This window comes from Pantoea sp. X-Soil-OKNW-713, assembly GCF_059730685.1.
On sequence record NZ_AP035995.1, the window covers coordinates 3,728,329 to 3,749,820 of the forward strand.

Here is a 21,492-nt window from a genome sequence, read left to right on the forward strand (position 1 = left end):
AATAAATCAGGGTGACCGGGGCTGAGCCAGCGGTTATTCAGGCGGCATAGCATACAATATTTCAGTGAGGTGGGGAATGTTGGGTGCACGCTGCCCCCTCATCCCAGCCTTCTCCCGCCAGCGGGAGAAGGAGGTGTGCTATATGCTCGATCGGTCCCCTCTCCCGCTGGCGGGAGAGGGTTAGGGTGAGGGCAAGGACAAACTAACCCAGAACCCGTGTTACAGCGGCTTTGAAGATCTTCACCCCAATTTCCAGCGAACTCAGTTCAAAACGCATCTCAGGGTGATGCAGGCCCGGCACCAGGTTGGTGCCTAATCCCCAGAATCCGGCTTTTACCGTTGGGCATTTCACCGGGTAATAGAAGAAATCTTCACTGCCTGGCGTCGTTTTCGCGCCCAGCAGGCCCTCTTCGCCCAGCACATCAACAATCGCCGCCCGAATCACCGCCGTCGCTTCCTCATGGATCTCCGCCGCAGGCATTTCCTTCAGCACCACCACCTCGGCAGTTGCCCCCAGTGCCGCAACGCTATTGAGCACCGCCTGCGTCACTTTATGTTTGAGGATATCCATCGGTTCGTTTTCCTGCGAACGCAGGTCCCACACCACGCGCGCTTCATCCGGTACCGAGTTGGTGACACCGGCATCACAGAGAAAACGTGTCGCTTTGACGCTCCAGTTCAGCCCCGGTGACAGATGGATACTGTTCACGGCCTGCACCGCCTGTACCGCCGCGTCGAGCGCATTCACGCCAAGGTGCGGGCGTGCCGCATGGGCCGGAACGCCTTTGATGGTCGCTTCCAGCGTGCTACAGGCAGAATAGATCACCGCAGGCGTCGCCTGTCCCACATGGCATTCTTCCAGCGGGCGCACATGGAAACCGAGGATCATCTCGACATCCTCCATCGCCCCGCCCTCGATCATCGACAGCGCGCCTGCGCCCAGTTCCTCAGCGGGTTGGAACAATAACTTCAGGCGGCCTTTTTTGATTGCCCCTTCTTTCAACAGCTCCTGTGCGGCAGTCAGTACCACCGAGGAGTGACCATCATGGCCGCAGGTATGGCGTGCACAAGCGACACCATCAATGACATGTCCCAGTGCATCCATATCCGCACGCAATGCCAGCACCGGGCCGGGCACACCGCTGTCAATTTCCGCCACAATGCCGGTGGTGTTGTTAATGCCGCGAGTGACTTTGATCCCCGCCTGTTCCAGCTGGTCGGCGATATAGGCTGAGGTTTTAAACTCCTGAAAACCCAGTTCCGGGATTTCATGCAGAAAATGATAATGTTCTAAGACGTTGGACACCGGTTAGCTCCTAAACAAAAAAACGCATCACAAGCATGGCGATCACCGCATTGATGATGCTGGTCAGCATCAACAGCGGCCAGTATTTCTTCGGCACATCGGCAACACCCAACAGGCGACCCATGTATTGCAACTGTGATCCCATCAGGAAAATTGCCGGGGCCAGGATAGTGATATCCGCTCCGCTCAGAGTCCCTTTGGTCAGCAGACTGACTGCCACCCCCACCGCTGCCGAGGAGGATAACCAGGCCGTCAGCAGCACAGTAATGGCTTCACCCGGTAGGCCAAACAGCCCCATCACCGGGGCAAAGAGATGCCCGAGGAATTGCATAATGCCCAGCAGATTCAGCACTTCCGCCAGCACATAAGCCATCACCACATTTGGCATCAGATTATGGATAGCGATATGGAAGCCTTTACGCGCACCCACGATAAAAATATCGAACGGGTTATTATTCACCCGTGACGGAGCATTATTTGACATCGGCAAAATCCTTTTTATAAACACTATTTAACATGAAACGGACAAAAGCCGCACCGACGAATTTGAGAACAAACATTAACACCAGCGGAATAATGATCGGAGCCGTCATTGAAGCAAACAACGCCGAGCCGATAGCAAAATAGTTATTGATCAAACCGGCACCGGAATATTGCCAGGCGGACATCACCACGATGTCTTTTTTGCTGACCTGTTGCTGGTCGTACATCTCTTTGGTTAATGCAGCGCCAGCATCGGTACTTTGCAGATCGGTAATTAATGCCAGGCCACAGCGACCCGGCAAGCCCATCAACGGTTTCAGCAGCGGCGTCAACAACTTGTGCGCGGCGCGAATCGCACCGTAATGGGTAAAGATCTCCAGTACGCCCAACGCCAGCATCACCGTTGGGGCCAGCGACAACGCAAACAGAAAGCCTGCTTTGGCGCTCAGGCCACCGGCACCGAGGAAGGTATTGGTCGATTCTTTCATGGTGCCGAAACTGCCGCCCAGCGTGGTGAAATCAAACGCCCCTAACCAGCTAAATCCGTCCACCTTATAAAATAAGCCGGAGAAAAACAGAATGGCCAATATCAACGCGACGTAACCGCCGATACCCGCCGACACCCGTTCATGGGTAGCAATGATTTTTTCTTCAGACATAAAACCCTCCTGCTGGCGTTATTTTTTAACCAGACAGTTGCAATATATGGAACTAAGTTCTAAGCAGGATTTATGCCAGCTGGTATTTTCTTTAATTGCGAAAGCGCTAATTTTGTTCAGTAACAATTAAATGACCGAAATATCAATCTTTCTGACTGAAGAAATTCAGCGCAGATGCCTTTATTTCTCACATCAATATTTTCGTCAGGTAATCAGATCGCTGAAAATAAAATCAATAACGCAGTGAGTGCACGCTAAACAGGCAACCTCGACGCACCATCATGGTGCAATAAATCCGAATGAAAAGAAGACAAAAATGAGAATCGGTCGCATTCAAAAACCTGAATAATTCCATTTATAATCAATAAGATAAATTCAACTTTTTGACGAAAATCACTTCACAAAAAAGTATAGGTTGATGCATAATTCACCGCACTCACCTGAAAAATTTAAAAAAGGAATCAGCCATGTTAACTGCTGAAATGACTGCTCGTCTGAATGACCAACTGAATCTGGAATTCTTCTCTGCCAACCTCTACCTGCAAATGAGTGCCTGGTGCAGTGACAAAGGTTTTGAAGGGGCTGCCTCCTTCCTGAAAATGCACTCTCGCGAAGAGATGGAACATATGCAGCGCCTGTTTGATTACCTGAGCGATGCCGGTTCGCTGCCGGTACTGGGCAGCATCGCAGCGCCGCCGGTCAGCTGGAACTCCCTGGCTGAACTGTTCGAAGAAACGTTAAATCATGAAAAGCTGATCACCAGCAAAATCAATGAACTGGCTCATGCGGCGATGACCACGCAGGATTATTCCACCTTCAACTTCCTGCAATGGTACGTGGCGGAGCAGCATGAAGAAGAGAAGCTGTTCAAAACCGTGCTGGATAAACTGGCGTTGGTGGGCAGCAAAGGTGAAGGCCTGTTCCTGATCGACAAAGATCTGGGCCGTATGAATACCGAAAGCCACGGCGCATAAGATAAAACGGCCCGCATTGCGGGCCGATTTGTTTTATTCCAGCGTTTTTAAGCGTAGCTCTGAAGGCTGCGGCCGACCAAACAGGTAGCCCTGGAACAGGGTACAACCCTCTTCACGCAACCGGGCAAACTGCTCGCTGCTCTCCACCCCTTCTGCGGTGATCTGGATATCCAGACTCCGGCTCATCCCGGTGATAGCCCGGATAATCGCCAGCGCTTCACGACTGTCACCCATATCGTTGATAAACGACTTGTCGATTTTGATTTTGTCGAACGGGAAGGATCGCAGGTAGCTGAGAGATGAATAACCCGTGCCAAAATCATCCAGCGCAATTTGCACGCCCAGCGCTTTCAGACTTTGCAGAGTACGAATATTACCGAGGGTATCATCCAGTAACACCGATTCGGTGATCTCCACCTCAAGACGATGCGGCGCCAGTCCGGACTCACGCAACGCGCCTTCTACCACCGATACCAACGAGCTGTTTTTGAACTGCAACGGCGACAGGTTAACTGACACCGATTGCTCCCCTTCCCAGCTTGCTGCTTCACGACAGGCTTCATAAAGCGCGTACGCCCCCAGCAGATGGATCAGACCGGTTTCTTCGGCGATCGGGATAAAATCGTTCGGCATGATCAACCCTTTGATCGGGTGATGCCAGCGCATCAGCGCTTCATAGCCAATGATCCCTTTCTCATCACCATCGGTGATCGGCTGATAGTAGAGCTTGAGCTGACGTCCGCTAATCGCATCGCGCAGATCGTTCTCGATCACCCGGCGACTCCGCGCCAGGTCATCCATCTCCAGCGTGAAATGCTCATAACGATTTCGGCCATTACGTTTGGCTTCGTACAGCGCCATATCAGCACAGCGCAGCATATGTTCCGGCGTGTTAGCGGCCTGTGAACTCAGCGCAATCCCGACGCTCAACCCGACTGACAGATTATGTCCCTCCAGATTGACCGGAGGACGAATCGCTTCAATCAGTCGCTGCGCTACCACGGCGCCTTCATCGGCGTTACGAATGCCAGGCAGCACAATCGCAAACTCATCACCGCCAATACGCGCCAGGGTGTCGTGATCGCGCAATACATTCCGCAAACGCTTCGCCACCGTACGCAACAGGTCATCACCAATCTGATGGCCCAGCGCATCGTTGACGTTTTTGAAGTTATCGAGATCGAGACACAGCGTTGCGGTGATATACCCGCCCTGTGTATCCGCGCGCAGTGCCTCACTCAGTTTCTGGCGGAACAGAATGCGGTTGGGCAGGCTGGTCAGGTTGTCGTGGTGCGCCATATGGTGAATACGCGCATCCGCTTCACGCTGGTCGGTCACGTCCTCCACAATCAGCATCACGAAGTTCTGCCGCAGATCTTTTCCGGCGATAGTGGTGGCGCGGGTATGCAGAATGCGCTCGCCGCCCGCCGTCAGCAACAGTTGCTCGCGTGTATGGATACCTTCACTGCGCAGGGCAATATCCGCCAGGCTGTTGAAGTAATCACTCAGCTCTGCCGACATACATTCATGCGGCCGTTTATGCATGATCAATAACTTGTTGATGCCGAACAACTGCTCGGCTTTGTCGTTAACCATCAGAATTTCACGGGTGATGGCGTCTTCAACAATCACACACGACGGGATATGGGTAATGATGGTGTCGAGGAATTTCGACAGCTCAGAGGCTTTGGCGCTCTGCGCTTCGGCCAAATCCCGTGCACGCAGCAACTGCTGCTCATGTTCACGACGTTCAGTCACATCACGGGTGATTTTTGCAAAGCCAATCAGTCGGCCTTCTTCATTGTGGATCGCATCGATCACCACATGCGCCCAGAAGGCGGAGCCGTCCTTACGATAACGCCAGCCCTCATCCTCAAAGCGGCCGGTTTTCAGCGCGATACCCAGGTTGGCATCCGGCGCTTTCGACTGGCGCTCCTGTGCACCGTAGAACACCGAAAAATGCTGGCCGACAATCTCTTCGGAACGATAGCCTTTCGCCCGTTGCGCCCCGGCATTCCAGTTCACCACCCGCCCCTGTACATCCAGCATGTAAATGGCGTAATCCCGCACCCCGCTGACCAGCAGCCGAAAGGTTTTTTCCTGCTCACGCTGGGCGCGCAGTAACGCCTGCTGTTCGGTGCAGTCACGGGTAATTTTGGCGTAACCGATCAACTTGCCGGCATCATCACGGATGGCATCGATAATCACATGCGCCCAAAAGGCACTGCCATCCTTACGATAACGCCAGCCTTCATCTTCAAAGCGCCCGGTTTTAAACGCGATACCGAGGTTCTTCTCCGGGATATGGTTGAGGCGATCCTGTGCGCTGTAAAAGCGTGAAAAATGCTGTCCGACGATCTCTTCCGCGACATACCCTTTGGCGCGTTGCGCACCGGCATTCCAATTTTCGACGTTGCCGTCCAGATCCAGCATATAGATGGCGTAATCGGTGACACCCTCCACCAGCAGGCGGAACCGTTCTTCCTGCTCACGCTGCCTGCGTTGTTGCTCCTGTTGCTGGGTACAATCACGGGTGATTTTGGCAAAGCCGAGCAGCTCGCCATATTGATCGCGGATCGCATCAATAATCACATGCGCCCAAAAGGCGCTGCCATCTTTGCGGTAACGCCAGCCTTCAGTCTCAAAACGTCCGGTGGCGGTGGCATTGGCTAAGCCACGCAGCGGTGCACCATTTTTACGATCGTCTTCACTGTAAAACAGCGCGAAATTCTTGCCGATAATTTCTTCAGCGGTGTAGCCCTTGGCGCGTTGTGCGCCGGCGTTCCAGCTCGCTACCGTACCGTCCGGTTTGAGCATGTAAATGGCGTAATCAAGCACGCTTTGCACAAGCAAGCGGTACATGACGTCAGAATTATTATCCATTGTTATTTGCCTATTGCTGGCCTGATGTCACCTGGTAACCCAGGAAAATTCTTAATTGCTCTGCAGACTTAATAGCAAATACGCAGCGTTGACAAGCGCTATCAGCTTACAGGCGAAAGTTGGTTGTTTGGTTATCGGCAGTGGCGAGAAATTGTTCAGTGGGATACGCAATTAATTACGTTGTGTTGACGGCATTCAGATGACAGCACCGTGATATCCACTGAAAACGACACAAATTGGTAGTGGCGCGAATTATCGCGCCATACGTGCGTGATGTGGGAAAAACCTGCGTGATAAATCGCGCAGCTACGGGACCAGATGCATCGCGATATAGCGCTCATAACGTGCGGCTTTGACGCGCGTCAGGTCGACCAACACCAGGCCATCGATGCAATGGTTAAAATCGGGGTCGCTACCGAAATCAATAAACTGCACTCCACCCGGTTCGCACAGTTCCGAGTATTGCTTGTACAGCGTCGGAATAGCGGTACCGAGGTTGGCAAGCAGATGCTTCAGGCGGCGTAAATCTTCCTGGTAATTGTCGCCAGTAAACTGCGCCAGCACTTCCGGTAGCGAAGCCGGATAGGGACGACGCGATGTTGCCAGCGGCAGCTCGGTCGGGAAATAGAGGCGATAAAACGCCACCAGCAGGTCGCGGGCCGCCAGCGGCATCCCGCCGGAGATCGAGACCGGGCCAAACAGATAACGGGTTTCCGGGTAGCGGGCGATATAGGCACCAATCCCCATCCACAGGTAATCCAGACCCCGTTTGCCCCAGTAAGCGGGTTGGATAAAGCTGCGTCCCAGCTCCAGTCCCTGGCGAATTATCGGCAGCATACGTTCGTCATAATGAAACAGGCTATCGCTGTAGATCCCTTCCAGGCCGCGCCGCTCCAGCTGCTCTCGCCCCGGAATAAAACGGTACGCGCCCACAATCTCCAACTCGGCGTCATCCCATAAAATCAGGTGATAGTAATCATCATCGTACTTATCCAGGTCACGTCGTCGGCCGCTGCCCTCGCCTACCGCGCGGAAAGCAATTTCACGCAGGCGGCCCAGTTCTCGCAACAGCGGCACCCAACTTGCGCCGTTGCGTCGCCACAGGTAGATCTGCTTGCCATCCGGCAAGGTGCCGAGCCGCTCGCTCTCCAGCAACGCTTTTCTCAGCTCAGCACGATCTTCCGGGCGAGCGATGGCTGCCTCGGTCTGAAACAGGCCACGTCGCCCCTGACTGATACGGTACAGATGCTTGCGCAGCCGCTTCGCCAGCTCTTTACCTGGCGTGTGGCCGTCGTGCCAGTGCGCAAAGGGGATCTGCTCACCGATATGCAGCTTGATACGCGAACCGCGCTGGCGAAACATCTCACGCACCAGCATCAGCAAGGCCAGCGGCAGGGCAATCTGGCTGACGGCATAAAAAGCCGCGCTGTTACGCCCCACCACATGCACCGGCACCAGCGGCGCACGGGCGCGGGCGGCAAGGCGCAGGAAACTGTGATGCCAGCGGCGATCGCGCACGCCACGGGTGGTCAGACGTGAAACTTCCCCTGCCGGGAAAACAATCAGTACGCCCTGATTGTCGAGATGCTGCTGCATACGCGTCAGCTGCTCACGGCTGGTGCGGTTGCCCATGTTATCCACCGGCAGCATCAGGTTATTCAGCGGTTCCAGCATCATCAGCATGCGGTTAGCGACAATTTTCACATCGCGCCTGACCTGCGATACCGCCGCCAGCAGCGCCAGACCATCCAGCGCGCCCAGGGGGTGGTTAGCCATAATCACCACCGGGCCATGAGAAGGAATTTGCTCCAGATCGCGCTCGCTTAACTCGCAGCGCACATCAAGGTGCTCCAGCACCTGCTCCACCATGTCCACCCCTTGCAGGTGGCGATAGCGAGCGGCAAATTGTTGGAATTCGTGTTCACGCAGCGCCCATTTCAGCAGGCGTTTTTGCCATCCCGCCGCCTGGAAGCCCGGCCAGTAAGTATTGAGAACCTGATCAACAGAAAACATTGTTCACCTTCTTATAGGGAGCGGTTATCGCCCCGAAGGTAAAACGGCTTGTTTTCAGATTTATGAACGTCGTTATCAGGTTTAACAGACGCGCGATAAATCGCGCCGCTACAGCACCGATTTATCGCGCTTGTTGGCAGGAACTACAATTTCAGCGGCGGGAGCTGCGAGAACACGCTGAGCAGCCCCTTGCTCCATAGCTGGCGGATCTGTGAAAAATAGGGGTGCTGATCGGTGATATGGTACTGCTCGTTGTCGCTGAAACTGTCGCTGTGATAGATCATCACATCCAGCGGCAACCCGACCGAGATATTACTCGCCAGGGTCGAATCCATCGAAATCAGCGCGCACTGCATCGCCTGGCTGAGCGGCGTTTCGTAGCGCAGCACACGGTCAATGATCGGTTTGCCGTATTTGCTTTCGCCAATCTGGAAATACGGGGTATCGACGCTGGCTTCAATAAAATTCCCCTGCGGATAGATTTGGAACAGCCGCGGCTCTTCGCCACGGATCTGTCCACCCAGCAGCAACGTGCCGCCAAACTCTTCACCATCGCGCTTGATCACTTCGCGCAGCGTTTCGCCCACCAGTAACGCAATGTCATACAACGATTTCCCGTTGAGCAGATTGGGCTGGTCGCTGTCATCATTACCGCGTCGCAGCAGGCTCATCACGCTTTGCGTGGTGGCGAGGTTGCCAGCGCTTTGCAGCACCAACGTGCGTTCATCATCCACCTGAAACACATGCAACTTACGAAACGACGAAATATGGTCGACGCCCGCGTTGGTGCGTGAGTCGGAAACAAAAATCATCCCTGATGATAAACGCATTGCCACACAATAAGTCATAGTCACGCCTGCAAAGAGAATTACTGCTGCGAGTGCACCTGTTGCACCGCAGCCACCGCCAGCATATCTTCACCCCCGCCGCCCAGGCGCATGCCGCGAACCGGACAGGCGTCGAGATAATCCACGCCCACCGCCAGCCGTAAGTGTTGCCGGGTGCTGCGGGTATTATTGGTGATATCAAAGCTGTGCCAACTGCCATCCAACCAGGCTTCAACCCAGGCATGGGTGGCAACGTGTTCGACATTGTCAGTATAGAGATAACCGCTGACATACCGCGCCGGAATCCCCAGACTGCGACAGCAGGCGAGAAACACATGGCTGTGATCCTGGCAAACACCAGAGCCGGCGGCAAATACTTTCGCGGCGGTATCACTCACCTGGGTGCTGCCGGGACGATAAGGCATTTTCAGCAGCAGTTCTCCCATCAATTTTTCCAGGCTGGCGAGCGGTGCTTCGGGTCGCCAGTAACGCAGGGCAAAATCGCGGATGGCGCTATCCGGTTGCGTCAGTGGCGTGCCGCGCAGGAAAATCAGCGGTGACAGCGTTGACTCCGGATCGGCCGCCAGTTCGCCTTCATCAAGAATATCCACCACACCGCGCGCGGCGATTTCCAGCATCTGATGCGGCGTGTCCAGCGTCAGCACATGCATCACGTTGCCGTAAGCATCGACGGTACGGGTCGCATCGCAGGGCAGCGCCAGCTCCCACGACAGAATTTTTTGATGCACCGAGTTTTGCGGTGTCAGGCGCAGATACTGGGTGCTGAGTTTGACCGGATGCTCCCAGGCATACCAGGTTTTATGCTCGATGTTCAGTCTCATTTCGCCTCCAGATAGGTGTGATTGATGCTGTCAGCCAATGCGTTAATGTCTGCCAGGAAATGGTTCAGCCAGTTATTCAGGCCGTCACGCGTCAGGCTTTCCCAGGTGCTGAACCGCATCTCAGCCAGCAGTACAGTGGCAAGATAGCGCGGGCGATCTTCACCGCTGCTGCCGATCTGCTCCAGTTGGTTAGCGATCTCTTCAATGCAGGAGTGCAAGGATCGCGGGCTTTCGCTGCGCAGGATTAGCATTTCATTGACCAGATCCGGCATCAGCTGTTGTTTGAAGATGGCGTTATAGGCCTCGCGGGCGGATACCGCACGCAACAGGGTGTCGAGGCAATAATATTCGCGTACCGAATCAGGATGCTGCTCCAGCAATTGTTGATTGACGCTCAACAGACGCGTACTGCCGTCAGCACGCTCCATCAGGGTGCCGAGGCGAATAAAACTCATGGCATCGCCACGCAACAGGGTGCCAAACATCGCACCACGAAACAGATGGCAACGCTCCTTGACCCAGTCAAAAAAGCTGTCGGCATTGGCACTGGAAATGCCACGACGGCGCATGCTACGCATCTCAATCCAGGTGGAGTTGATGCTTTCCCACACTTCCGACGAGAGGCTACCGCGCACCGCATGGGCGTTGTTCCATGCCGATTGCCAGCAGCAAAAAATGCTGCTGGGATTGCGATCGTCGAGAGCAAAGAAGTTGAACAACTGCGGCATGGTGAAACGCCCGTTGAGCGTTTCAAACAGCTGACGCGTGCCAGTAAGATTGAGCGGCAACAGCAGCTCATCACCGTGGCTGTTACGCACCGGCATCAGCGACAGCCGGTTAGTCACATCCAATACCCTGGCAAGTTGTTCCGCGCGCTCCAGATAGCGCGCCATCCAATAGAGGCCACTGGCCGTGCGGCTTAGCATGATGCGTCATCCTCCAGAACCCAGGTATCCTTGGTGCCACCGCCTTGCGATGAGTTCACCACCAGCGAACCTTCGGTTAGCGCCACGCGAGTTAAACCGCCCGGTACCAGACGGATATCCGCCCCGCACAGCGCAAACGGACGCAGGTCGATATGCCGTGGTGCGAGGCCGTTGTCGATAAAGGTCGGGCAGGTCGAAAGCGACAGGGTATTCTGCGCGATATAGTTATCCGGCCTTGCCTGGAGACGCGCCCGGAAGTCGCTCAGCTCCTGCTGACTCGCCACCGGACCAATCAACATGCCGTAGCCACCTGCGCCGTGCACTTCCTTCACCACCATCTGATCGAGGTTGGCCAGAACGTAGGAAAGATCTTTCGGGTTGCGGCATTGCCAGGTTGGCACGTTATTGAGGATCGGATCTTCGTCGAGGTAGAAACGGATCATATCCGGCACATAGGGGTAGATCGATTTGTCATCCGCAACCCCGGTGCCGATGGCATTCGCCAGCACCACATTCCCGGCACGGTACACCGACAGTAATCCGGGTACGCCGAGCATCGAGTCCGGGCGGAACGCCAGCGGATCGAGGAAGGCATCATCCACGCGTCGATAGATCACATCCACCTTGCAAGGTCCGGCGGTGGTACGCATCATCACCGCCCCATCTTTAACAAACAGATCGGCGCTTTCCACCAACTCGACGCCCATCTGCTGAGCGAGGAAGCTGTGCTCAAAATAGGCGCTGTTGAAGCGGCCCGGCGTCAGCACCACCACCACCGGATCGTTCACCGGCGAGCTTTCACGCAGCGTCTGCAACAGATGCGACGGATAACGCTCGACCGGGGCCACATGCTGCTCGGCAAATAACTCCGGGTAGAGGCGCATCATCATCTTGCGGTTCTCCAGCATATAGGAGACGCCAGACGGGGTGCGCAGGTTATCTTCCAGCACGTAATATTCGCCATCGTTGTTGCGCACCATATCCACGCCGACGATATGTGCATAGATATTGCGATGAAGATCAACACCTTGCATGCAAGGCTGGTACTGATCGTTGACCAGCACCTGCTCGGCAGGAATGATGCCCGCCTTCAGGATGTGCTGTTGATGGTAGATATCGTGCAGGAAGGCGTTGAGGGCTTGTACCCGTTGTCGGATACCGCGATCGAGCATTGCCCATTCGCTGGCAGGAATAATACGCGGCACGCTGTCGAACGGAATCAGGCGCTCTGCACCACCGTCCTCGCCATAGACGTTGAAGGTGATGCCAACGCGATGAAACAAAAGTTCCGCTTCCTCACGTTTACGCGCCACTGCCTCTTTGTCCGCCGCTTGCAACCATTCCCAGTAGTGCTGATAGTGAGCGCGGTGTTGGCCGTCGCTCAGCAACATCTCATCATAGAAGTGTGATGCTATCTGGTAGCTTTCTTTCATGATTTACCCGGCGCTTATCAGAGGACCTGATTTCACTGCTGCACAAACTGTGCCAGGCGCGTGCGTGCTGCACCGCACGCGCACCTTATCAGTGAGTTAACGCCGGAAATGGGTGCAATGCACCTTATTGGTGCAGAAGCTGCTGCGCGACCGGTAACCAGATTTCCGTCATTGCTCCCTCCCCGCCGGTGAAAGGATCGCGATTCGGCATGGGTACGTGCTGAATCTGCGCCTGAGAGGTTCTCAGAAAACGCGGTTCATCGCGCAGCGTTTCCGGCGATATACCTTCAGGATAGGCGCCAACGGTGAAGAAATCCTCACTGGCGTGGATCTGTTTATGACCGACACCCGCCGGGATCAGCACCGCATCCCCCTCGCGCAACGTCACCATGCGACCACTGTCACCACCAAATAACACTTCTGCCCAGCCCGCGCCGACACCGATTATTTCATGCGTATTCGGGTGGTAATGGGTATACGGAAAGATGGGAGAACGCCACGCAGCGGGCCAGCCGTTGCGGGTAAAGGTTTCTTCAAACCAGATGGCGGTGTCCTGATTTTCCTCGTCTTCGCTGTCGTTGTCGGGGGCAACCCCCGGCCAGATGATCAGCGGCAACGGATTATTCGGCACCCCGCCAGACGGGATAGATAACATCAGATGCTGCGGGTTACTGGAAGCCCCTGCGGAAAAGGTGCCAGCGGCGAAAGACATCAGTAACAGCAGGCTGGATGGGTAGACAGTCATACTCTTTCTCCGGTTAGCCACGTTGCTTAAGTGTGGCAAAAACGGATGACAATACAATGTGCTCAGGCCCGCAAAATTCACATAAAAGCATGATTTTGCTAACTAAAGCCAAATTAATGATTAACCTCTTTAACATTTTGGGCGTAATGACCTTGCCCTGCGATTTTGTGCGCAACTGTTATAAAAATTCTTCACTGATCTGTGTCTGCCGCCCTTCACTGTTACGTGCTTTACTGGCAGGCAGTGAAAGAGAGGTGAACAATGGACGCCATAAAACAAATCCTGCTTGATGAAATCGCCACACTGAATCGCGAAGAACGTCGCGACAATTTGCCACGTTTTAGCTTTTCGTTTCTGAAAACGCACCCTGGCCTGTGGGCGGTGATGTACCTGTGCTACGGACTGTGCGTAGCGCTGATTTTTTCCACCGACATGCTCGGCTGGCCCGCATTCTGGTTTGCCACGGTTTTCGTGCTGGTGATGAGCTTTTTAATGCTGCTGGATATCAATCCGAAATACCGCTTTGAGGACATTGATGCGCTGGATCTGCGCGTTTGTTACAACGGCGAGTGGTATTACATTCAGCCGGTATCCTCCCAGGGCATCAACAAGATTCTGGATAACCCCGGCACGCCGGACCGCGTGCGTAGCGGTATTCATCGCCTGATGCAGCAGAAAGGCGAAGTGGATTTTTACGATGTGTATTACCTGACCTGGGGACATCGGCAGGCGGCGCAGGTTTAAATTCAACCTGACCGGCATACTGCACCTCTCCTTCTCCCGCTAGCGGGAGAAGGTCGGGATGAGGGAGTCTGGCCGCAGAAGACTGCGCGATAAATCGCGGCGCTACGGGTGCAGTTGTTTGATTAACTGACCTAATTTTTCCACCGCCGCTTCGGCGCGCGCATCCCACGGCCAGGCAGTATTGAAGCGGAAGCAGTGACGGAAATCTTCACTGCTGGAAAATAGCTGCCCCGGCGCGATACTGATCCCCTGCTCTAACGCCAGATGATAAAGCTGCGTGGTATTGATGCCCTCGGGTAAGGCTACCCATAAAAAGTAGCCGCCCGGCGTATCGCTGATGCGGGCATCCGCTGGCAGTACCTGACGCAGCGCAGTGCGTGCCAGCTGTTTACGTTTTGCTAAGGTCTGACGCAGCCGTTTCAGATGGCTGTCATAACTGCGGGTGGAGAGAAAATCCGCCAGCGCCAGTTGCATCGGCGCGCTGGTGGAGAGCGTACTCATCAACTGAATACGCTGGACACGTTGCGCATGTCGGCCCGCCGCCACCCAGCCGATGCGAAAGCCCGCCACCAGATTTTTCGAGAAGCTGCCGCAATGCATGACATCACCAAGGCGATCAAAAGCTTTCGCCGGTAATGGTTTCTCCTCGCCAATCCATAGCTCACTGTAAACATCGTCTTCAATCAGCGTCACGCCATAGCGCGCCAGCAGCGCCACCAGTTGTTCCTTGCGCGTGTTGCTGAGAGTAAAACCCAGCGGATTTTGCCGGTTGGTCATCAGCCAGCAGGCTTTGACCGGCCAGCGTTGCAGCGCCTGTTCCAGTTCGTCAAAATCAATGCCCTGCTCGACATCACTGGCTATGGCGATGGCGTTCAGCTTCAGGCGTTCAATCGCCTGCAATGCACCATAGAATGAGGGATTCTCGATCACCACCCAATCCCCCGGCTCGGTTACCGCCTGCAAACTCAGGTTGAGGGCTTCCATCGCCCCGTTGGTGATCACGATGTCGTCCGGTGAAATGGTGATCCCCTGCTGTGCGTAGCGTTGCGCCAGGATTTTGCGCAGCTCAGGGTTACCGGGCGGCAAATTGTTGAGCGCGTCCGTCGGTTTCAGGTTATGCGAGACTTTGACCAGCGAACGCATCAACTGGCGCTGAGGAAACAACTCCGGATCGGGGAAGGCGGAACCAAACGGCATAATCGCCGGATCGCGTGTCGCCTGGAGGACATCAAATACAAAGCTGTTGGTATCGGTCTGCTCCGGGCGCTCGACCGTTTGCGTCGCCAGACGCGGTCGCAGCGCCGCAGCGCGCGGCGCAATGTAATAACCGGATTGTGGTTTTGACAAAATCCAGCCCTGACTCTCCAGCACTTCGTAGGCGTGCATCACCGTCATCAGGCTGAGGCCGGATTGATCGGCCTGCTGACGCAGCGAAGGCAATTTTTCTCCGGGTTGCCAGATATTGGCTTCGATTTGTTCGCGCAGTTGATCGACCAGCTGCTGGTATTTCGCCACCTGAATCTCCGTCAGAATGTAATGTGGTGATTTTCCCTCACCCTGACCCTCTCCCGCAAGCGATTGTAGTGGCACGATTTATCGCGCCATACCTTGCGCGTTGCGGGAAAAAACTGCGCGATAAATCGCGCCGCTACTCTATGCAAAATGCTTATTTCGCAGTCTCTTCCAACACGCCAACAAACTCCGGCAGTTCGCCGATGCGGTCTGGCGGCAGGGGCCGCCCCAGCAAATAACCCTGCAATGAATTACATCCCAGCCCGGTGAGAAACGCCTGTTGTTCCTCGGTTTCTACCCCTTCAGCCACCACTTTTAAATCCAGCGATTGCGCCAGCGCCACAATCGCGGAGACGATGGTGGCATCTTCCGATTTCGCTTGCAGTTCATTGACGAAAGCACGGTCAATTTTCAACTCACTGGCCGGTAAACGTTTGAGATACAACAGGCTGGAATAGCCGGTACCAAAATCGTCAATCGAGGCTTTCACCCCCATATTGGTCAGTTCCGTGAGAATACGCACGCTCTCTTCAGGATCGCGCATCGCCGTGGTTTCGGTGACCTCCAGCGTCAGCAGCTCTGCCGGAATCTGGTGCTGAGTTAAGGCGGTGGTGACGGTTTCCACCAGATTGCACTGCTCAAACTGTAACGCCGACAGGTTCACCGCCACCGACCAGTGAGGATGGCCCTGCAAATGCCAGCTATGCAGCTGACGGCAGGCTTCGTTAATCACCCAGTTACCAATATTGACGATCATCCCGGTCTTTTCCGCCATCGGCAGGAATTTGTCCGGCGTCAGCAAGCCGCGCGTGGGATGCTGCCAGCGCAGTAAGGCTTCAAAACCAATAATAGGTCCACGCGGTGCGCAATATTTCGGCTGGTAGAACAACCTCAGCTCGTTATTATCCTGCGCCTGCCACAGATCGTTGTTCAGTTGCAGTTGGCTTTGCGCCAGGGTGTTCATCGAGGGCTGGAAGAAGTTGTAGCCGTTGCGTCCGTTGTTTTTGGTGTGATACATCGCTGCATCCGCATTAAACATTAGCTCGCGCTCATCCACACCATCGCCAGGGTACACAGCGATACCGATACTCAACGACACCACTAACTCGTAACGCGAGATGCTGAACGGCTTCTCGATCGCTTTCACCAGCGCATCAGCCGCCGCCGCCGCATCATTAGGATCATCAATCTCAATCAGCAGGACAAACTCATCGCCTCCCATGCGCGCCAGGGTGTAATGCCCTTTCATCTGCCCGGTCATGCGCTCGGTCACGGCAATCAGCAGGTTGTCTCCGACATGATGACCAAAAGCATCATTGACCGCTTTGAAGCCATCCAGGTCCATAAACATCAACGCGAAGTGAGACTGTTCGCGGTCAGCTTTGTTGATCGCCTGATCGAGGCGGTCTTCCAGCAAAATGCGGTTCGGCAGGCGCGTCAGATTGTCATGCAGCGCCAACTGCGCCAGTTCCCGGTTCGCCTCCGCCAGTGAACGGGCCAGGATCGAGGTGCGCGCCTGCATGCGAGCATCGAGCATTGAAACCAGCAGGGTGATGCCGAGGATCGCGAGCGTCACTACCGTCACCAACATTGCCAGCCAGTTGCTGTTAACCCCCATATGGGTAGCGTGGCTCTGCATCGGGAAATTCGCCGCCGCCATACCCGTGTAGTGCATACCGGCAATGGCACAGCCCATTACCACCGACGCGCCAAGACGCAACAGGGTGACGCGGCCAGTGCCTTCACGCAGGGTAAACGCCAGCCATAGCGCCACGCCAGAAGCCACCAGGGCAATCGCGACAGATGCCGCAACCCAGTAACCATTCCAGACGATGCCAGGCGAGAACATCAGCGCCGCCATGCCGGTGTAGTGCATTGCCACCACGCCAAAACCCAGCACCAATGCGCCACCGCACAGTCGCGGCCAGGGCAGTTCGCCCGAGCACACCAACCACAATGCAAAGATCGATGCCAACACCGCAATCACCATCGATGCCGCGGTGAGCAATGGGTCGTAACTCATCACCATATCGAGGCTCATCGACAACATGCCGATAAAGTGCATCGCCCAGATGCCCACCCCCATGGCAAAGCCGCCACCCAGTAGCCATACCAGCGCTGATTTGCCACTGGCAGTCGCTACTCTTCCCGCCATATCCAGTGCCGTGAAGGAGGCCAGCATCGCCACCAACACCGAGACGATGACGGTATACCAATCGTACGAAGTCACTAACATAGTGAGTTCCCAAGTCATAGCTGGATTAACAGCTGTGGTGTTGTTAATAAAACGTAAAATATATAAACATTATTGTATTATTTATCGGCAGTCATGCTGCCGTTATTGGTCGTTGAACGATGAAAGATTACGATTCAGAAAATCAAAATTGCTCGTCACGCACCCGCCAGGGGGGCGATATTTTCAGGAATAACCAGCGGTGCGGCCATTGTTATCGTGAACTCGCCGATACGATCTGCCGGGGTAGGCTTGCCCAGTAAATAACCTTGCAACGTATCAAAACCCAACCCGGTTAATAAGCGTTGCTGTTCTTCCGTCTCCACACCCTCGGCGACCATGCGCAAATTCAGGCTCTGTGCCAGGGTAATCATCGCACTGACGACGGTGGCGTCTTCGCTGTCGGCACGCAGGCTATTGATAAAACTACGATCAATTTTCAGCTCGGTCGCTTCAAGATGTTTCAGATGCAGCAGATTGGCATAACCAATACCAAAATTATCAATCGCGACCATCACCCCCAACTGGTGCAGTTCGGCAATACGTTGCTGACTGAATTGCGGGTCACGCATGGCGATAGTTTCAGTAATCTCCAGCATCAGTGCCCCTTCCGGTAAAGCATGCCGTTGCAGAATTTCACTGATGCTGTCGATCAGGTCGCGCTGATGGAATTGCAATGCCGACAGATTGACGGAGACGCTCCAGTGGCTGTTTCCCTCTTCATGCCATTGACGTAGCTGGCGACAGGCTTCGTTGATCACCCAATTACCCAGCGCGATGATCTGCCCGGTTTTTTCCGCTCGCGGCAGAAACATATCTGGCATCAACAAGCCACGGCGCGGATGCTGCCAGCGCAGCAGGGCCTCAAAACCCATCAGCAATGTCCCACCAGCACGGAACTTCGGCTGATAGAACAAATGCATCTCCTGATGTTCCAGCGCATGCCATAGATCATTGGCCAGCGCCAGTTGGTGTTGTGCGACCGTACTCATCGCCGGTTCAAACAGGCACCAGCCGTTTCGCCCGCTGTGTTTGGTGTGATACATCGCGGAATCGGCGTTAAACATCATCTCCTGCTTGCTGCGGCCATGCAGCGGGAAGATGACAATGCCAACACTGAGCGACACCCGCAGCGAATAACGGTCGAGTTCAAAAGGGGCATCGATGGTATCCACCAGGCGTTGGGCGATGGTCGCAGCCTGTAAACCGTCACTGTCGGGGCTGAGTAGCACAAATTCATCACCCCCGAGACGCGCCAGAATGACATCCTCACGCAGTTGATTACGCAGGCGTGCTGCCACCGCGACAAGTAAGCGATCACCAACGTGATGTCCCCAGGTATCGTTGACCGCCTTAAAGCCATCCAGATCCATAAACATCAATGCGAAGGTTTGATCGTTGAGCGTGGCATGTTTGACGGCGGCGTCCAGTTGCTGCTCCAGCAACACCCGGTTAGGTAAGGTCGTGAGATTGTCGTGCATCGCCAGTTGGCGTAATTCATTGTTGGCATGCTTCAGCTTCGCTGCCAGTCGCGCCGCGCGTAGCTGCGCATCCAGCATCGACAGCAACAACGTGATGCCAAGGATGGTCAAGGTGATGACGGTCACCCATACTGCCAGCCCCTGATCGCTGACACCGTGTTCCATCATACTGCTGGTGTTGTTGAATTGCGCAGCGGCCATTCCGACATAATGCATCCCGGCAACAGCAGCCCCCATAACCAGGGAGGCACAACCCCGCATCAATAACAGGCCATCGCCCTGACGCAGATGAAATGCCAGCCAGAGCGCAGCGCCGGATGCGGCATAAGCAATCCCCACCGACAACGCAACCAGCTCGATATTCCAGTGAATAGCCGGTTCGATCATCAGCGCGTTCATGCCGAGATAGTGCATCGCCACCACCCCGCTGCCGAGGATTAACGTACCGCGCACCAACCGACGCCATGTCAGTTGGCTACCGCGTACCACCTGGGCAAACGAAAAGATGGCTGCGACGATCGCTACCGCCAGTGACCATGAGGTGAGCGGAACATCGTAACGCATGGTCATCGGTAGCATCATCGCCAGCATACCGATGAAATGCATCGCCCAGACACCAATACCCATCGCGGTGCCACCCGCCACCAACCACAAACGAGCGATGCAGCCACGCGACACTGCAACGCGTCCGGCAGTATCCAGTGCCGTAAATGAGGCGATAAAAGCGACGATTAATGAGCTCGTCACCAGAACGCTATCCCAGGTAATCAGCAACATGAGCGCTCCTCACTAACCCGCCAGCGAGCAGGTGCTGAATCATCGAACAGGAACAAAGATTAAAAAGCATGCATAAACGGTCAGTTAACTTTTAAAGCGATTCAGCCGCTAATCGAGCCTGGAGAATCTGGGGATTAGCGCGCTGGGGCTTTTTTATGTTCATTATCTATCGCTAAGTGGAGAATCGTTATTATGTCTGATTAATGCATGAACATAACACTGAACCTTGCATCGCGGTAGAGGGAGAAATAATTCCTTGTTTAGTTTTTTTGACCTGCCGGGATCCCTTGCTATCACTGAATTATCGGCGAATTGAATAAATTGATTAGGGAAAAATTATTGGTGGACCTGACAGGCTTCGCTTTGCTGAACTATAGTAAATAAAACTGATATAAATCATTTCCCTGCCGCATAAGAACTTTCTTAGACAGCAGGGTTTTGCTGTACCGCCAAACATGGCTTCTTGTTATTTTTCGGTTGATTTCATAAATACATCATCAGGTGAAAAAGCACTGACCCTGGATAATCAGTAAGGAATGATTATGAAACTCAAGCTTTTTCTTTTGGCCGCCAGCCTGAGCGCCACCTTCCCGCCGTACGCTGCTTTCGCCGCCACCACAACGGGAACCATTAACGCGACGCTCACCCTGACTACCGGTTGCCTGGTGAATGGTCAATCAGCCACGACCGGGGTGAACTTCGGTACATTGAACTTCGGTAGCAGCGCTGCCACTTTTGATACATTGAATGCCACCCTGGTTGGGGCATCTGGCAATGGTATCTATGTTCGCTGCACCACCGGTCAAACCTTTAACGTGCAGGTCACCAGCAGCAATGCCGCGCCAGCCACCATTTATGGCACCGTGAGTGGACAACCACGCTATTTAATCCTCGGTTCCAACAACACACAAGGCATCGCCTACACCCTGTACAGCGATGCAGCCTTCACCACCGCTATCGCCAATAACACCAATATCGCGCCGAGCGGAACCACCGATCCAACCCTGGGGACCAACTACGCCATTTATGGTCGCGTAGTCGGTGGTGGTTTCAACCCGTTGATTCCGGCGGGAACTTACACCGATACCATTAACGTTGCTGTGAATTACTGAGGCAGAAACTTCGGTTAAACAGGGTGAGAGTGGTCAATGGGTGGACGCGCATTGTTGGCGGTCTGGCCCTGCTGATAGGGAGTGTCAACGCCTGGGGGTTGCCGAGCGCAACCTTTCAGGTCTCTGCCTCAGTGGTGGCTGGCTGCGTGGTTTCCGGTACTAATCCCGGCGTTTTTGGCACGCTCAATTTTGGCACCCAGTCTGGCGTCGCCAGCAACAGCGTCAGTGCCACTTTTGTCCAGAGTTCTACCATCAGCCTTGCCTGCACACCAGGCACCACGGTCAGCATGTCGATCAATGGCGGCAGCAACTACACCACCACCCGCAACCTGAAACTGGCCAGTTTCACCAATACCGTGGCCTACAGCTTATACAGCAACGCCAGCCACACCACCGCGATTGGGGTGAATTCACCCATCACGCTGAGTTACAGCAACGCCAACAACATCACGTTGCCGATTTACGGCGTGTTGCAGTTACCCGGGCCGACGCGCGCCGGGGTTTACACCGATACGCTAACCGTCACCCTGAGTTGGTGAAGG

General features: G+C 54.7%; 17 protein-coding genes. 4 read left to right on the forward strand and 13 right to left on the reverse strand.

The annotated features are described in order from the left end of the window. Positions 1 to 202: 202 nt before the first annotated feature. From AC6I8R_RS17370 to AC6I8R_RS17380, 3 genes are read right to left on the reverse strand one after another with little or no spacing between them, the layout of a single operon-like run. A complete protein-coding gene (locus AC6I8R_RS17370; protein ID WP_415173203.1) occupies positions 203 to 1,306 on the reverse strand; it encodes an amidohydrolase in 1,104 nt (367 codons plus the stop codon). Between the two features lie 10 nt (positions 1,307 to 1,316). Then, positions 1,317 to 1,790 carry a YjiG family protein gene (locus AC6I8R_RS17375; protein ID WP_021183410.1) on the reverse strand — a complete coding sequence of 158 codons (474 nt, stop codon included), beginning with the start codon at positions 1,788 to 1,790 and terminating at the stop codon, positions 1,317 to 1,319. Beyond that, a complete protein-coding gene (locus tag AC6I8R_RS17380; protein WP_021183411.1) occupies positions 1,780 to 2,448 on the reverse strand; it encodes a nucleoside recognition domain-containing protein in 669 nt (222 codons plus the stop codon). The genes AC6I8R_RS17375 and AC6I8R_RS17380 overlap by 11 nt, the downstream gene beginning before the upstream one ends. 467 nt (positions 2,449 to 2,915) lie before the next feature. Between AC6I8R_RS17380 and ftnA the strand changes: the two genes are divergently transcribed. Then, entirely contained in the window at positions 2,916 to 3,422 is a 507-nt protein-coding gene (gene ftnA, locus AC6I8R_RS17385) for a non-heme ferritin (RefSeq protein WP_021183412.1), read from the forward strand. Between the two features lie 33 nt (positions 3,423 to 3,455). Here the strand turns inward: ftnA and AC6I8R_RS17390 are convergent, their stop codons facing one another. The 7 genes from AC6I8R_RS17390 to AC6I8R_RS17420 all read right to left on the reverse strand — a co-directional run bounded on the left by AC6I8R_RS17390 (position 3,456) and on the right by AC6I8R_RS17420 (position 13,091). After that, positions 3,456 to 6,305, reverse strand: coding sequence for a sensor domain-containing protein (locus AC6I8R_RS17390; RefSeq protein ID WP_497832627.1), 2,850 nt, complete (start codon positions 6,303 to 6,305; stop codon positions 3,456 to 3,458). 306 nt (positions 6,306 to 6,611) lie between these two features. Then, complete coding sequence (gene olsF, locus AC6I8R_RS17395; protein ID WP_497832628.1) at positions 6,612 to 8,318, reverse strand: bifunctional ornithine lipid synthase OlsF; 1,707 nt, start codon at positions 8,316 to 8,318, stop codon at positions 6,612 to 6,614. A gap of 143 nt (positions 8,319 to 8,461) precedes the next feature. Beyond that, on the reverse strand, positions 8,462 to 9,166 hold the full coding sequence (locus AC6I8R_RS17400) for a proteasome-type protease (RefSeq protein WP_021183415.1): 705 nt from the start codon (positions 9,164 to 9,166) through the stop codon (positions 8,462 to 8,464). Positions 9,167 to 9,186: 20 nt separating this feature from the next. Further along, positions 9,187 to 9,987 (reverse strand): transglutaminase family protein, encoded by an 801-nt coding sequence (locus AC6I8R_RS17405; RefSeq protein ID WP_415173196.1) that lies wholly within the window; start codon positions 9,985 to 9,987, stop codon positions 9,187 to 9,189. After that, positions 9,984 to 10,913 carry an alpha-E domain-containing protein gene (locus AC6I8R_RS17410; protein WP_021183417.1) on the reverse strand — a complete coding sequence of 310 codons (930 nt, stop codon included), beginning with the start codon at positions 10,911 to 10,913 and terminating at the stop codon, positions 9,984 to 9,986. The genes AC6I8R_RS17405 and AC6I8R_RS17410 overlap by 4 nt, the downstream gene beginning before the upstream one ends. Next, complete coding sequence (locus AC6I8R_RS17415) at positions 10,907 to 12,346, reverse strand: circularly permuted type 2 ATP-grasp protein (RefSeq protein WP_013510490.1); 1,440 nt, start codon at positions 12,344 to 12,346, stop codon at positions 10,907 to 10,909. Before AC6I8R_RS17415 ends, AC6I8R_RS17410 begins: the two co-directional genes overlap by 7 nt. 124 nt (positions 12,347 to 12,470) lie before the next feature. Next, a complete protein-coding gene (locus AC6I8R_RS17420; RefSeq protein ID WP_415173195.1) occupies positions 12,471 to 13,091 on the reverse strand; it encodes a cupin domain-containing protein in 621 nt (206 codons plus the stop codon). A 261-nt stretch (positions 13,092 to 13,352) separates the two neighbouring features. On the opposite strand from AC6I8R_RS17420, the gene AC6I8R_RS17425 reads away from it, so the two are divergent. Beyond that, the gene (locus AC6I8R_RS17425; RefSeq protein WP_021183419.1) at positions 13,353 to 13,835 is read left to right on the forward strand and encodes a YlaC family protein; all 483 of its coding nucleotides are present in this window, start codon (positions 13,353 to 13,355) and stop codon (positions 13,833 to 13,835) included. 102 nt (positions 13,836 to 13,937) lie between these two features. Here the strand turns inward: AC6I8R_RS17425 and AC6I8R_RS17430 are convergent, their stop codons facing one another. The 3 genes from AC6I8R_RS17430 to AC6I8R_RS17440 form a co-directional block, all read right to left on the reverse strand. After that, a complete protein-coding gene (locus AC6I8R_RS17430) occupies positions 13,938 to 15,350 on the reverse strand; it encodes an aminotransferase-like domain-containing protein (protein WP_415173194.1) in 1,413 nt (470 codons plus the stop codon). Positions 15,351 to 15,501: 151 nt separating this feature from the next. Further along, positions 15,502 to 17,583, reverse strand: a complete 2,082-nt coding sequence (locus AC6I8R_RS17435) for a putative bifunctional diguanylate cyclase/phosphodiesterase (RefSeq protein WP_497832629.1) — start codon at positions 17,581 to 17,583, stop codon at positions 15,502 to 15,504. A 155-nt stretch (positions 17,584 to 17,738) separates the two neighbouring features. Beyond that, complete coding sequence (locus AC6I8R_RS17440; protein WP_415173192.1) at positions 17,739 to 19,838, reverse strand: putative bifunctional diguanylate cyclase/phosphodiesterase; 2,100 nt, start codon at positions 19,836 to 19,838, stop codon at positions 17,739 to 17,741. A 542-nt stretch (positions 19,839 to 20,380) separates the two neighbouring features. Between AC6I8R_RS17440 and AC6I8R_RS17445 the strand changes: the two genes are divergently transcribed. Together AC6I8R_RS17445 and AC6I8R_RS17450 are read left to right on the forward strand one after the other, a co-directional pair. Further along, the gene (locus AC6I8R_RS17445; RefSeq protein WP_013510497.1) at positions 20,381 to 20,950 is read left to right on the forward strand and encodes a spore coat protein U domain-containing protein; all 570 of its coding nucleotides are present in this window, start codon (positions 20,381 to 20,383) and stop codon (positions 20,948 to 20,950) included. 29 nt (positions 20,951 to 20,979) lie between these two features. Beyond that, positions 20,980 to 21,489: a Csu type fimbrial protein gene (locus tag AC6I8R_RS17450; RefSeq protein ID WP_036625498.1), complete on the forward strand. Its 510-nt coding sequence runs from the start codon at positions 20,980 to 20,982 to the stop codon at positions 21,487 to 21,489. Positions 21,490 to 21,492 lie beyond the last annotated feature (3 nt).

What these genes read in the sequence shown, in the direction of transcription:
- AC6I8R_RS17375 (WP_021183410.1), bottom strand. Translation starts at nt 1,790, where the DNA reads ATGTCAAATAATGCTCCGTCACGGGTGAATAATAACCCGTTCGATATT.
- AC6I8R_RS17380 (WP_021183411.1), bottom strand. Translation starts at nt 2,448, where the DNA reads ATGTCTGAAGAAAAAATCATTGCTACCCATGAACGGGTGTCGGCGGGT.
- ftnA (WP_021183412.1), top strand. Translation starts at nt 2,916, where the DNA reads ATGTTAACTGCTGAAATGACTGCTCGTCTGAATGACCAACTGAATCTG.
- AC6I8R_RS17390 (WP_497832627.1), bottom strand. Translation starts at nt 6,305, where the DNA reads ATGGATAATAATTCTGACGTCATGTACCGCTTGCTTGTGCAAAGCGTG.
- olsF (WP_497832628.1), bottom strand. Translation starts at nt 8,318, where the DNA reads ATGTTTTCTGTTGATCAGGTTCTCAATACTTACTGGCCGGGCTTCCAG.
- AC6I8R_RS17400 (WP_021183415.1), bottom strand. Translation starts at nt 9,166, where the DNA reads ATGACTTATTGTGTGGCAATGCGTTTATCATCAGGGATGATTTTTGTT.
- AC6I8R_RS17405 (WP_415173196.1), bottom strand. Translation starts at nt 9,987, where the DNA reads ATGAGACTGAACATCGAGCATAAAACCTGGTATGCCTGGGAGCATCCG.
- AC6I8R_RS17410 (WP_021183417.1), bottom strand. Translation starts at nt 10,913, where the DNA reads ATGCTAAGCCGCACGGCCAGTGGCCTCTATTGGATGGCGCGCTATCTG.
- AC6I8R_RS17415 (WP_013510490.1), bottom strand. Translation starts at nt 12,346, where the DNA reads ATGAAAGAAAGCTACCAGATAGCATCACACTTCTATGATGAGATGTTG.
- AC6I8R_RS17420 (WP_415173195.1), bottom strand. Translation starts at nt 13,091, where the DNA reads ATGACTGTCTACCCATCCAGCCTGCTGTTACTGATGTCTTTCGCCGCT.
- AC6I8R_RS17425 (WP_021183419.1), top strand. Translation starts at nt 13,353, where the DNA reads ATGGACGCCATAAAACAAATCCTGCTTGATGAAATCGCCACACTGAAT.
- AC6I8R_RS17435 (WP_497832629.1), bottom strand. Translation starts at nt 17,583, where the DNA reads ATGTTAGTGACTTCGTACGATTGGTATACCGTCATCGTCTCGGTGTTG.
- AC6I8R_RS17440 (WP_415173192.1), bottom strand. Translation starts at nt 19,838, where the DNA reads ATGTTGCTGATTACCTGGGATAGCGTTCTGGTGACGAGCTCATTAATC.
- AC6I8R_RS17445 (WP_013510497.1), top strand. Translation starts at nt 20,381, where the DNA reads ATGAAACTCAAGCTTTTTCTTTTGGCCGCCAGCCTGAGCGCCACCTTC.